The 12,905-nt window shown below is 64.0% G+C and carries 7 protein-coding genes and 1 tRNA gene; 6 read left to right on the top strand and 2 right to left on the bottom strand.

The features are described from left to right. The first annotated feature begins 4 nt into the window (after positions 1 to 4). Together LB565_RS08215 and LB565_RS08220 are read left to right on the top strand one after the other, a co-directional pair. A complete protein-coding gene (locus LB565_RS08215) occupies positions 5 to 970 on the top strand; it encodes an ABC transporter permease subunit (RefSeq protein WP_224582651.1) in 966 nt (321 codons plus the stop codon). Then, positions 967 to 1,785 (top strand): ABC transporter permease, encoded by an 819-nt coding sequence (locus LB565_RS08220; RefSeq protein ID WP_224515774.1) that lies wholly within the window; start codon positions 967 to 969, stop codon positions 1,783 to 1,785. Before LB565_RS08215 ends, LB565_RS08220 begins: the two co-directional genes overlap by 4 nt. A gap of 26 nt (positions 1,786 to 1,811) precedes the next feature. Here LB565_RS08220 and LB565_RS08225 read toward each other — a convergent pair whose 3' ends face one another. Continuing rightward, complete coding sequence (locus LB565_RS08225) at positions 1,812 to 3,692, bottom strand: AsmA family protein (protein ID WP_224582653.1); 1,881 nt, start codon at positions 3,690 to 3,692, stop codon at positions 1,812 to 1,814. Positions 3,693 to 3,955: 263 nt separating this feature from the next. On the opposite strand from LB565_RS08225, the gene LB565_RS08230 reads away from it, so the two are divergent. Beyond that, positions 3,956 to 5,914 carry an acetoacetate--CoA ligase gene (locus tag LB565_RS08230; protein ID WP_224582654.1) on the top strand — a complete coding sequence of 653 codons (1,959 nt, stop codon included), beginning with the start codon at positions 3,956 to 3,958 and terminating at the stop codon, positions 5,912 to 5,914. A gap of 247 nt (positions 5,915 to 6,161) precedes the next feature. Here LB565_RS08230 and LB565_RS08235 read toward each other — a convergent pair whose 3' ends face one another. After that, on the bottom strand, positions 6,162 to 10,124 hold the full coding sequence (locus LB565_RS08235; protein WP_224582656.1) for a PAS domain S-box protein: 3,963 nt from the start codon (positions 10,122 to 10,124) through the stop codon (positions 6,162 to 6,164). A gap of 262 nt (positions 10,125 to 10,386) precedes the next feature. Here LB565_RS08235 and LB565_RS08240 point away from each other — a divergent pair, with 262 nt between their 5' ends. From LB565_RS08240 to LB565_RS08250, 3 genes are all read left to right on the top strand, one after another. Further along, on the top strand, positions 10,387 to 10,851 hold the full coding sequence (locus LB565_RS08240) for a phasin (RefSeq protein WP_224515769.1): 465 nt from the start codon (positions 10,387 to 10,389) through the stop codon (positions 10,849 to 10,851). Positions 10,852 to 11,191: 340 nt separating this feature from the next. Then, positions 11,192 to 11,268 (top strand) — tRNA-His (locus tag LB565_RS08245). Between the two features lie 38 nt (positions 11,269 to 11,306). After that, a complete protein-coding gene (locus LB565_RS08250) occupies positions 11,307 to 12,758 on the top strand; it encodes a DUF6538 domain-containing protein (RefSeq protein ID WP_318012132.1) in 1,452 nt (483 codons plus the stop codon). Positions 12,759 to 12,905 lie beyond the last annotated feature (147 nt).

Here is a 12,905-nt window from a genome sequence, read left to right on the forward strand (position 1 = left end):
GGTCATGACCAACATCGCCGCTGCCGCATCCTCGTCGACCGAAACCGCCGCAGCCCCGCCGATGACATTGGCGAAGGGCTTCGTCGACCGCCTCGTCATCATCATTCCCTATCTCTGGCTGCTGTTCTTCTTTCTCGTTCCCTTCATCATCGTCTTCAAGATTTCGCTGTCGCAGACCGCAATCTCGATGCCGCCCTATACGCCCGTGCTCGACTTCAAGGATGGCGTCGCGGGATTCTTCGCCGGCTTCCGCGAGCTCAACTTCGACAACTACACCTGGCTCACTCAGGATGCGCTCTACTTCAACGCCTATGTGACGAGCCTGATCATCGCGGGAATCTCGACGATACTCACGCTGATCGTTGGCTATCCGATCGCCTACGGCATGGCCCGCGCGCCGGCCACGATCCGCCCGACATTGCTGATGCTGGTGATCCTGCCTTTCTGGACCTCGTTCCTGATCCGCGTCTATGCCTGGATCGGCATCCTGAAGCCCGAGGGGCTGCTCAATCAGGTCCTGCTCGCCACCGGCCTGATCAGCCAGCCTCTGGTCATCCTCAACACCTACACCGCAATCTTCATCGGCATCGTCTATTCCTATCTGCCCTTCATGGTGCTGCCGCTCTATTCCTCGCTTGAGAAGATGGATTATTCGCTGATCGAGGCGGCGCAGGACCTCGGCTGCCCGCCGACCGGCGCCTTCTGGAAGATCACCTTCCCGCTGTCGCTGCCCGGCGTCGTCGCCGGCTGCCTGCTGGTGTTCATCCCGGCAGTCGGCGAGTTCGTCATCCCCGACCTCCTCGGCGGCTCGCAGACGCTGATGATCGGCAAGACGCTCTGGAACGAGTTCTTCTCGAACCGAGATTGGCCGGTGTCGTCGGCGGTGGCCGTCATCCTGCTTCTGGTGCTGACCATTCCGATCATGTTCTTCCAGCAGGCGCAGGCAAAGGCACAGGAGCAGGGCAGATGAACTCGACCTGGAGCCGCTTCAACATCACCTCGATCGTGCTGGGCTTTGCCTTCCTCTATCTGCCGATCGTGCTTCTGATCGTCTTTTCCTTCAACGAATCCAAGCTCGTCACCGTCTGGGGCGGCTTCTCGACCAAATGGTATGTGTCGCTGTTTCACAACCAGGGCCTGATGGACGCGACCTGGGTGACGGCGCGCGTCGGCGTCATCTCGGCAACGGTCGCGACCGTGCTCGGCACGCTCGCCGCCATCACGCTGACGCGCTACACGCGCTTTAAGGGGCGGGTGCTCTTCTCGGGCATGGTCTTTGCCCCGCTGGTCATGCCGGAAGTCATCACCGGCCTCTCGCTGCTCTTGCTCTTCGTCGCCGTCGGGCTCGACCGCGGCTTTGTCACGGTGACGCTCGCCCATATCACCTTCACCATGTGCTTCGTCGCCGTCGTCGTGCAGTCGCGACTGGTGACGTTCGACCGCTCGCTGGAGGAGGCGGCGATGGACCTCGGCGCTCCGCCGGTGAAGACCTTCTTCCAGATCACCTTGCCGGTGATCCTGCCGGCGATCATCTCCGGCTGGATGCTGGCTTTCACGCTTTCGCTGGACGATCTGGTGATCGCGAGCTTTACCTCAGGTCCCGGCGCCACCACGCTGCCGATGAAGATCTACAGCCAGGTGCGTCTCGGCGTGACCCCGGAAATCAACGCCGCCTGCACCATCCTGATCGCGGTGGTGGCGATCGGCGTCATCATAGCCTCGATCGCCAACAAGCGCCGCGAGATCCAACGCCAGCTCGACGAACAGGCCGCGCAGCGCGGTTGAGCGACGGGGGCGGGCGCCCCCCGCATTTACTGGCCTGAAATGCCGGGCGCGATCGGCGAGATGAACGGCGCGCTCCAGTTGCCGCCGACGAAGAACAGCGACTGGTTCGGCGGAGGGGGCGGCGGACTGGCCGCCTGGCCGTTGGCCTGCTGAGGCTGCTGCGCCGGCTGTCCGCTGGGCACCACTCCGCCCGAGAGCGCCAGCCCACGTCCGACATAGGAGGCAATGCCCGACAGCCAGATCTTGTATTTCTGGGCATTGATCTCGGCCTTGTCCAGGCGGGCCACGCCCTTCGAAATGCTCGCCTTGATCTCGGCCCCTTCGATCGGCAGCGAACCGTTGGCGACGTCGTCAAGCGCGAAGAAGCCGCCTTGCTGGTTGCGCTTGAGGAAGGCCGGCAGGTCGAGCCCTTTGAGCATGCCCGGCCCGAACGTCGCCGAGAACGATCCGTCGGCATTCTCGAAGATGGAATTCCAGGCCTTGCCCGGCCCCTTGAGGATGACCGATACCGTGCCCGTGCCGGCCGGCACCAGCCGCGTCATTCCGGCTGCTGTGGCGAAGGCTCCCGTATCCACATCCGATGCCAGGAGCCGCATCTCGACCTGCGTGCCTTCCGGCTTGCGGTCGAAGCGCAGGCTGCTCTGGATGGTGCCGTTGAAAGCCGACGCGTCGGATATGTCGAACACGGCAAGGCCGTTCTTGACCTGCGCGGTGGCAGCGACGTCGGCAAGTTGGACTGCTCCTACCGTGGCATGGGCCGCCGACAGCCTGAGGTCGAGGTTGATGCGGTCGGCGAAGCTGGTGTCGATGTCGCCGGGGCCGTCCTCGCCGGCGGGCGCGACAGGCGTGAAAGCCGACAGGAAAGATCTCAGATCCAGCGTATCGAAGGCGAGCGTGCCGGCAATCACCGGGCGCCCATCGGCGAAGGAGAAATCCAGCGCTCCCATGCCCGGATTGTTGTTGAGCGTGACTGTGGTGTTCTCGAACTTCGCGCGCCCCGCAGAGGCATTCACCTTGCTGCTGACCGAGACGGCGCCGATCGCAGCACCCGGCGCGATGCCGGCCTGCGACCACTCCAGCACGCGCCGCAGCGACGGCGCGGCGAACTTCGCCTGGCCGTCCAGATAGGCGTTGTCCGACATCGAGGCTGTTCCCTCGAAGGAGAATGTCGCGGGCGCCGCCTTGAAGGAGAGGGTGACGGGAGCTGCCCCTCCGGCAAACAGCACCAGCGGTTTCACCGAGGAGAAATCGAGCTGCACGCTTTCGCCGCGCCAGATTCCGGTCGCGGTCAGCGATGCATCGCTGTTCATCGCTTCCCAATTGACCTGGCCGTTCAGGCTGCTCAGGATTTCGGCCTCCTTGCCGTCAACCGAAGTCACAACGCGGCCATCGCGGAATTCGACGGTGCCGAACGGATCGGACGGCAATTTGCCGAGATCCGGCTTCTGCGGGTTGGCGGTGACCACACCGCGCGCGGTGTCGATCGAGCGCGTGATGCGCCCCCCGGTCGGAAGCGGCGGCAGATAGAAGCCGCTCGCCGTGCGCTGCACCCTGATCGTCGGGCGCACCAGCCTTGCGGTCGAGAAGGCGACGTTGCCCTGCAAGGCCGCCATGGCGGAGAGATCGACTTCCACCCGGTCGGCCTCGACCACCGGCGGTGTTTCGGTCTCGGTCCACTGCGACAGCGTCACGTCGCTGAGGATGGCCCGGAACTTTGGCCACACCTCGATGCGCGGCGAGCCGTCGATCGTGACCCTGAAGCCGCTCCAGGCACTCAACTCCCAGGCGATGCGGTCGCGTACGATGCGGGTCGAGGCAATCAGCGGCAGCGCCGCGACCGCGAGCGCGATGACGAGCACGGCAACGCCGATCGCCCACACCCCGCGCCGGATCAGAGATGATGGCATGTCGCCCCGTATGCTTTCATTGCCGACAAATCGCCCGACGGGTGTAACCGAGCGCCGACGCTTTTCAAGTCTTTATGGCCTTGCGATGGCATTTGCGCAGCGGCAGCCACGGCTCGTCCGAACAAAATCTTGCTCTGCTGCGCTGCAATATGCATAAGCGGGCTGCACGATCCCGATCCGCAATCGCGCGCCGTTTCTGGGACGATGGCACAGGCGACGATGAGCTTAACTGGCTCGAACGCGACGCTTTGGGAGGAGCGATGATGGCCGCCGACACACCTTTGTGGACCCCGACGCAGGAGCGCATCGACGCAGCGCCCCTAACCGCGTTCATGAAGGCCGCGGAAGCGAAGGCTGCGCTTTCCTTCTCCTCCTATGCCGAACTCCATCGCTGGTCGATCGACAACCGCGAAGCCTTCTGGAGCCTGGTCTGGGATTTCTGCGGGCTTGTCGGCGACAAGGGCGAGCGGCACCTCGTCGACGGCGAGCGGATGCCCGGCGCCAGCTTCTTCCCCGACGCCAGGCTCAATTTCGCCGAGAACCTTTTGCAGAAGACCGGCGGCGGCCTGGCCATCGTCTTTCGCGGCGAGGACAAGGTCGAGCGGCGGCTCTCCTGGAACGAGCTCCATGCGTTGACCTCGCGGCTGCAGCAGCTTTTCCTGGCGCTCGGCGTCAAGGCCGGCGACCGCGTCGCCGCCATGATGCCGAATATGCCCGAAACCATCGCCGCGATGCTGGCGGCAAGCTCGATCGGCGCGGTCTGGTCGTCATGCTCTCCCGATTTCGGCGAGCAGGGCGTGCTCGACCGCTTCGGCCAGATCGAGCCGGTCGTCTTCATCGCGCCCGACGGCTATTGGTACAATGGCAAGGCGATCGAGGTGGCCGACAAGGTCCGCGCGGTAGCGGCGAAGCTTGGCACGCTGCGCAAGGTGCTGATCGTCGACTATCTCGGCACCTCTCAGGACGTCGCCGCCACCATCGACAGGGCGGCCGCGCTCGAAGATGCGCTCTCGCCCTTTGCCGCAAGGACCGTCAGCTTCGAGCGGCTGCCCTTCGCGCATCCGCTCTACATCCTGTTTTCCTCGGGCACGACCGGCATTCCGAAATGCATCGTGCATTCGGCAGGCGGCACGCTGATCCAGCACGTCAAGGAGCATCGGCTGCATGCCGGCCTGCTCGACGGCGATCGCCTGTTCTATTTCACCACCTGCGGCTGGATGATGTGGAACTGGCTTGTCTCGGGCCTCGCCGCCGGCGCGACGCTGCTGCTCTATGACGGCTCGCCTTTCTATCCCGACGGCAACGCGCTGTTCGATTTCGCCGATGCCGAGAAGATGACCTATTTCGGCACCTCGGCCAAATTCATCGATTCGGTGCGCAAGGCCGGTCTGAAGCCGATCGCGAGCCACGATCTGTCGAGCGTGCGCACCATCTCCTCCACCGGCTCGCCGCTGTCGCCGGAGGATTTCCGCTTCGTCTATGACGGCATCAAGAAGGACGTGCATCTGGCCTCGATCTCGGGCGGCACCGACATCGTCTCCTGCTTCGTGCTCGGCGTGCCGACCGAGCCGGTCTGGACCGGCGAGATCCAGGGCCCTGGCCTTGGCCTGGCGGTCGACGTGTGGGACGATCACGGCAAGCCTGTCCGGCAGGAGAAGGGCGAGCTGGTCTGCACCGAGGCCTTCCCCTCGATGCCGATCGGCTTCTGGAACGACCCGGAAGGCAAGAAATATCACGCGGCCTATTTCGAGCGTTTCGACAATGTCTGGTGCCATGGCGACTTCGCCGAATGGACAGAACATGGCGGCATGATCATCCACGGCCGCTCGGATGCCACGCTCAATCCGGGCGGGGTCCGGATCGGCACGGCCGAAATCTACAACCAGGTCGAGCAGATGCCGGAAATCCTCGAGGCGCTCTGCATCGGCCAGGATTTCGACAATGATGTCCGTGTCGTGCTTTTCGTGCGGCTGGCCGCAGGCGTTACCCTGGACGAGGATCTGGAAAAGCGCATCCGCGCCAGGATCCGCTCCGGCGCCAGCCCGCGTCACGTGCCGGCCAGGATCGTCGCTGTCACCGACATCCCGCGCACCAAGTCGGGCAAGATCACCGAGCTGGCCGTACGCGACGTGGTTCACGGTCGCGCCGTGAAGAACAAGGAAGCGCTCGCCAATCCCGAGGCGCTGGAGCTGTTTCGCGACCTGCCGCAACTGGCAAGCTGACCGATGTGGTTAACGAAATCTATCCGGCGAATTTACCTAGATTTCACGGGTGGTACACATTCGTAAATTTTTTCGCGGCCCGGTAAGGAGTTGTTAAGGGACGACCCCGATAGTCGCGTGTAACTTGAGGGAGAAATCCCGTTCCTCATCCCCTGAGGTTCAGCTCAAGCCCCCGTTGTGACAGCATCCCATTTCTCAAGGCGTCCTCTTGGACGCCTTTTTCTTTGGCCGAACCTTTCCTGTAAAGTTATTCGGCGAGCACGCGCGTCGAGGGGAAGCCGACCTCGACCAGGGTTCCTTCGCCTGGTGTGGAGGTGATGGCGAAACGGGCGCGGTTCGCCTCCACCATGGCCTTGGTGAGGGGCAGGCCAAGGCCGGTGCCGTCGCCGCGTCCGCGCTTCAACGCATTGATCTGCTTGAACGGCTTCAGCGCCTGCTCGATCTCGGCCTGGGTCATGCCGATACCGGTGTCGCGCACGCGCATGACGACGTCGCCCGAGGCTTCGTAAGCGGTCGAGACGATCACCTGGCCGCCGGCCTGGGTGTAGCGGATGGCGTTGGACAGGATGTTGAGGGCGATCTGGCGCACGCTTCTCAGATCCGCCACCACTTCCGGGAGCCGCGAGGCGAAACTGGAGCGGATGATGACCCGTTCGCGATTGGCCTGCGGCTGCATCATCGCCACCGTCTCGGCCAGCGTATCGTTGAGCGACACCGCCTCGTAATCCATCTCCTGCTGGCCGGCCTCGATCTTGGAGATGTCCAGCAGGTCGTTGACAAGGTCGAGCACATGATTGCCCGAGCGGTTGATGTCGCGCAGATAGTCGCGGTAGCGGTCGTTGGTGATCGGACCGAATTTCTCGTCCACCATCAGCTCGGAAAAGCCGATGATGGCGTTGAGCGGAGTGCGGATCTCGTGGCTGATGCGGGCCAGGAAATCCGTCTTCTGCGAGGAGGCGCGCTCTGCCACCGCGCGTGCCTGCGTCAGGTCTTCCTCGGCCCGCTTCCATTGCGTGATGTCGCGCACGACGGCGCAGAAGCCGCTGTCGTTGGGCAGCCGACCGATGGTCATGAACAGCGGGATGAAACGCCCCTGCGCCTCGCGGCCGATGACCTCGCGGCCGTCATTCAAGACGCTCGCGACACCCGGCTCCGAAAGGCCGGCGAGATAGTCGCGCGCCGCGCGCTGGCTTTCTATGGCAAACAGCGAGGCGAACGGCTTGCCCGCGACCTCGTCGCTGTCGAAACCGAACAGCGCTTCCGCCGGCCGGCTGATCGAGCGGATGTTGCCGTCGCGGCCGATCAGCACGACCCCGTCCGTAGCGGTGTCGATGATGGTGCGCATCTCGGCGATGCGCGATTTCAGTTCCGGCACGTCCGGCTGCAGCGCCGGTTCGTCATTGGCGGCGGTGAAATGCGCCGCCGCGTCGTCCTCGCCGGAGCGCCGCACCACCAGCATCAGCGCCCTGCCGCCGCGCCACGGTACGGAACGCAGCAGCGCGTCGATCGGGAATTCCTGGCCCTGGCGGGTCTTGAGCTTCAGCGAGTGGTCGCTTTCGTCCGCCGCGGTGTCCTCGGCATAGGGATCGGCAAAGAGCGCGCCCAGGCCTCCCGCATCCGCGAGATCGTCCAGCGCGTCGTAGCCGGTGAGTTCGAGGAAAGCGTCATTGGCATAGTGCAGCACATCGCCCGAATGGATGAGCAGCGGCACCGGCAGCCTGGCGATGATGGATGTATCGGGTGCCTTGGCTTCCTCTCCGGTCGAAAACGCGGACGGCACGAAACCCGACGGTTTGAGGGGCGGCACGTCGAGGCGCGGCCGCGCCTCTTCCGGCTGTTCTTCCGCTGCCTTGGCGGCATCCACGTCGGAGCCTGCCCAATCCTCATTGTCCTGCGCATCGCGGAAATCGTCGGCAGTCATGCTGTCGTCGTCGGCCGTCGCCTCGGAGACGGGCTGCCCGGTAGCGACCGGCTGCTGCGGCTCCACGGCAGCCTGCCGGGCGTCCTCTGCCTGTTCGGGCTGGGAAACCGGCGCGCCTCCAATTTCCTCGGCAGATTTTTCCTCTTCAGCGTAGTGGAGCAGCGAGCCGGAACCGGCCGAGCTCCCGGTTTGGCCGGCGGCGCCCATCTCGGCGGCGTCCTCGATGCCGTTGAGCCGCGCCAGGTCTTCCTGGTCCTCCGCCTCGGTCTGCGCCTCCGCGGTTTCCGCATCGGCCTTCGCGTCATCGGCTTCCGACGCTTCCGGTGCGGATGCCGGGCTTGCTTGCCGCGCGGAATCGTCGTGCTTCGCCGCGTCAGGCGGAAGCGGTTGGTTTGCGTCGGCCCTCGCTTCGTTGGCCGGTTTCTTCACCGCCGCCGTGTCCTCGCCGGCGGCCGCCGCATCGGGCCGTTTGTCGGCTTCGGGGGCATTCGGCTCGGCAGGGGCAGAGCTGTCCTTGCGCAGCCGCTCGCCGATCTCGCGGAAGGCGCTGCGCTCGAGGACCGACAGGCTCTTCTGATTTGCCGGCGTGTCGGTTCCCGGCTGCTTGTCGTTGGCCGGATGGCGATGCTCGGCCAGCCTTATCACCTTGTCGGCGAAGCGCCGCTCCGGCTTCGGCACGATGCTCAGCGCCGGCACTTCGCCCTGGAACGGGTCTTGGGGCTTCGGCTGTTCCGGCGGCGTCCGCTCCGCCGGCTGCTCGGCTGGCGGTTCGGTCCCGCCGGAGGCGGCCTCAGTCCGGGCGGCATTCGGCACCAGGGCCATCCCCAGCGCTTCGGGATCGACCACGGCGTCAGCGCTGCGCGCAACGCCAAAGCCGCGAAAACCTTCGAAGGCGCGGCTGCGGCCATAGACGGGCAGCGCCGCCAGATCGACGGGGATCTTCAGACCGGTTCCGGCCACCGGCCACAGCACCGAGCGGCCGGACCAGGTATCGCGCCGGTCGAGCAGGCCGGCGATCTCGCCCGAGGCGTCGAGACCGAAAGTGGCGGCGACATCCCTGAAGCGGCGGCCGATCACATCGGCGGCAGGCTGGCCGACGATGTCGGCGAATTCCGGCGACAGCGCGCTGAACCTGCCTTCGGCGTCGGTGCGCCAGACGAAGCGCAGCGGCGGCGCGGAGCGATCGATGTCGCGGGGCGGGGCCGGCCGGGCTGATTTGGCGGTTTCGGCTTCGGCGGCTTCGGCGCCGTCCTGTCCTTGGCCTTCGGCCGTGGCGGCGCCCTCCGGTTCGTCCTTCGCCGGCGCTGCCGGTTGAGCATGCCCGGCGCCGTCGTCGCCGGCATTGAAATACCAATGGTCGTGCTGGCCGGCTCCGGCATCGGCGGGCTCCCGGCTGGAGTCGGTGGCGTCGGCCTGACGGCCGGGCTGAATGGGCCGCTGCTCGGCCAAGCTACGGCTTTCAGCGTCCGGCCGTGCGTCTGGGGCCGGCTCTGCCTTTTCACCGGCAGCCGCGGCCGGCACAGGGCTGTCCGGGGCGGACTGGGACTCGGGCGCAACCTTTAGATCGCTGGTCTGATCGCCCTGGTCGGTGGTCGATCGATCTCCTTGGCCGCCATCGAAGTCGTCGAGCTGATCCTCGTCGATCACCACCAGCAGATGGCGCGTGTCGGTGAGCCGCGCAAAACCGGCCGGGTAGGCGGTATCGGCGCCAGGCACGAGGCGCTTGACGATGCGGTCGCCGCTGCTTGCCACATCCGCAACCAGGGCCGCCAGCGTCCGCGGCTCGATGCCGAGCGCCGCGAAGCCGTCCGAGGCTGCTTCGACCTCGCCTTGAGCGTCGACGAAGGCGATGAAATGCCCGGCCTCGGTGAAACCGCCGATGGCGCGGCCGGCGATTTCGCCGGCGCTACGCGAGCTCGTCCGCGCCGCCGGTACCGCGAGCAGGATTGCCTTCTCGCCGTCCGGCATCGTTACGGCGCTGGCCAGGAAGCCGACGGCGCGGCTCACCATGCCGGTGGCCAGCCTCACCGTGATGGCGCGGTCGCTGCCGATATCCGGAAAACCGCTGGTCGCCATGATCTGCCGCCGGGCGACCAGCGGCAGCTGCGCCGAGGTGCCGATAATGGCTTCGATATCCGGATAACCGAACACCGACGCCCCCGGACCGTTCGCCCAGATCACCTGTTCGAGGTCGGCTGAAAAAATGGCCAAGGCATCGCCCGCGGCAAAGCGCTGGCGCACCGCGTCGAGCACGGCGACGTCGAGGAAGGAGTAGTTTTCAGGCGGCATGCGCTGGCCGACCCTCCAGAGCGGGCATTTTCAGTTAACGCTTTGTTAATAAAAGCCCATGGCCTTGAGGTCCACAAGCCTAGGCTTGCATCGGTCGAAATCTCTGGGCTCGTGGTTAACGGCACTTACGGCTGACGTACGGGAAGATTTTTATGGTGCACTGCAACAAAGATATTGCAACGCACAAAAAAATCTATATATTGCTACCATACATGAACGAGACGGCTTTCTGTCAAAGCCGCTATCCTGAAAAGGTTGGAAAATGTCCAAGACCACTGCCAAGACCGCAGAGACCATCGAAAACGTCGAATTCCCGAGCTTCGACGCTTCCAAGGCCACCGACCAGATCCGCGCCTTCGCCGAGAAGGGCGTCGAGCAGTCGAAGGAAGCCTACGCCAAGCTGAAGACCGGCGCCGAGGAGACCCAGAAGGTTCTGGAGTCGACCTACGAGACCGCCAAGACCGTTTCCAGCGACGTTTCGCTGAAGGCCATCGCCGCGCTGCGTGCCAATGCCGAGGCCAATTTCTCGCACCTCGAAGCCCTTGTCGGCGCCAAGACCCTTTCGGAAGTCGTCGAACTGCAGACTGCGTTCCTGCGCAAGCGCGTCGAAATGGCCGTCGAGCAGGCCAAGGAGTTCCAGACCGTTGCCACCAAGGCGGTCGAGGATGTCTCCAAGCCGGTCAAGACCGCCTTCGAGAAGGCGATAAAGGACGTCAAGGCTGCCTGATTTCGGCGCGCAACCCTGCGATGCATCAAAACGTCGCATTTCGTCAGACAAATAGTCGTGCGATAGGGTTGAATAACCAGATACCCGGGGATGGAACCTCCTCCCTCCGTCTCCGGGGTGACCAGCCAGCACCTCCTCCCGCTGGCTCGGAACAGGAAAAGGCCGGCACCTCCTCCCGCCGGCCTTTTCTTTGCCTTGAACTAGGCGGATGAGGAAACCCGTCCTTTACCTCATCAAGGCCCTTGAATTAGAATCCGATAGCCCGTATTTGACGCATCGCCGAACGACAGGGCGGATCACGGAGAAAGACGCTTCACCTCGATCCAGCTCAGTCACGCGTGCCGTTGTAGCTCAGTTGGTTAGAGCACCAGATTGTGGATCTGGGGGTCGCTGGTTCGAGCCCAGCCAACGGTACCATCGGCTTTTCCCGTAAGCCGTTGAGTTTCCTTCGTTAAATGCTTAAACGCAAGCGCCATGCTTGCTCCAAACGCAGTTTTGTGTCACAAATTGTGCTACCTATTGTGATACAAAAACAATCTGAACCCATGGGACGACGGCGAGAAGGCGACGATCCTGACCGCTACCTGCATCTGAGGGGCGGCTATTTCCATTACAGGCGGAGGGTACCCACCGAACTCCGGGGCCTTGATGATCGTGGGCAGTTCGTGCGTCGATCGCTCGACACGCGGGACAGATCAAAGGCTAGAACCGCGCGCGACCTCCACGAAGCAGCGGATAACGGGCTCTGGGCGGCATTGCTGCTCGGGGAAAACCCTCAAGCGGCGCGAGCCCGCTACAAGCTGGCGGTGAAGCGAGCGGAATCGCTAGGATTCGTTTATCGCCCACTCGGCGAGATCCTCGCCTCCGAACCGCTCGAGACCATCATGCGGCGTGTCGAGAGCACTGTCCCGGAACCGGCGAAATCTGCCATCGTTGACGCGGTCACAGGCATGGTGGCGCCTCCAGACGACAAGATATCCGATGCGCTTCAGCTGTACTTCACCGAAATAGTCCGAGACGAGCTGCGTACGAAAAGCCCTGATCAGCGCAAGCGCTGGAAGGCCAAGCGCAAGATGAGCGTCGACGTGTTCATCGAATTGGTCGAAGACAAGCCCATGAGCCGGATCACTCGTGAGGACGCGCGCAAGGTCCACAAATACTGGCTGGACCGGGTCGCGCCGGAGGAGGGACCGGGCGACCGTTCGGCGTCGACCGGCAACCGCAACATGGGCAACCTCCGAACGCTGTATGGCGACTACTACCGCCATCTTGGCTTTCCCGAACAGAAGAACCCGTTTGCGGACCTCTCGTTCAAGGATAAATCAAAACGCACCCGGCCGCCGTTCCCGACCGACTGGATCAAGGACACGATTCTGGCGCCCGGCGCTTTGGCGCAGCTCAACGATCAGGCTAGAGGTATCGTCCTGGCGTTCGTCGAGACAGGATGCCGGCCGAGCGAACTCGCAAACCTGCATGCCGGTGTCATCCATCTCGATCACGAAGTGCCTCATATCTCTGTCGAGCCTAGGGAGGACCCTGAGGACCCGCGGGAGATCAAGACGGAATCGTCTGTGCGCAGGGTACCCTTGGTCGGCGTAGCGCTTGAGGTATTCAAGAGGCATCCGGAAGGCTTTCCCCGATACAAGGATCGCGAAGCTCAGCTGTCGGCCGCGGTGAACAAACATTTCAAGAAGCACGGTCTGTTTCCGACGAACGAGCACACCCTCTACTCGCTGCGCCACTCATTTGAAGACCGGATGAAAAACGCCCGGCTGGATGAAGAGCTTCGCCGTATGCTGATGGGGCATACGATCGATCGCCCGAGATACGGCGAGGGTGGCGACATGAAGATGTGGCAGGAGGAACTCATGAAGATCGCACTGCCGTTCGATCCCGCGATCGTATGACGCGCTGGCGCACCGCTGCGAGACGTTGTTCCTTGGCCTGGTGATCCTGCAGGGCTCGTTCCAGATGGTCGTATAGTGGAAGCAACACCTCACCCTGTTGGCCTCGCGCAACGATGATTTCCGCCACCCGGTCGAGCGCACGCTCAA

The organism is Mesorhizobium sp. CA14 (assembly GCF_020165195.1).
Taxonomy (GTDB): Bacteria; Pseudomonadota; Alphaproteobacteria; order Rhizobiales; family Rhizobiaceae; genus Mesorhizobium.

Coding starts and splice junctions, on each gene's coding strand:
- LB565_RS08220 (WP_224515774.1), top strand. CDS start 967: ATGAACTCGACCTGGAGCCGCTTCAACATCACCTCGATCGTGCTGGGC.
- LB565_RS08250 (WP_318012132.1), top strand. CDS start 11,307: ATGCTTAAACGCAAGCGCCATGCTTGCTCCAAACGCAGTTTTGTGTCA.
- LB565_RS08230 (WP_224582654.1), top strand. CDS start 3,956: ATGGCCGCCGACACACCTTTGTGGACCCCGACGCAGGAGCGCATCGAC.
- LB565_RS08235 (WP_224582656.1), bottom strand. CDS start 10,124: ATGCCGCCTGAAAACTACTCCTTCCTCGACGTCGCCGTGCTCGACGCG.
- LB565_RS08215 (WP_224582651.1), top strand. CDS start 5: ATGACCAACATCGCCGCTGCCGCATCCTCGTCGACCGAAACCGCCGCA.
- LB565_RS08225 (WP_224582653.1), bottom strand. CDS start 3,692: ATGCCATCATCTCTGATCCGGCGCGGGGTGTGGGCGATCGGCGTTGCC.
- LB565_RS08240 (WP_224515769.1), top strand. CDS start 10,387: ATGTCCAAGACCACTGCCAAGACCGCAGAGACCATCGAAAACGTCGAA.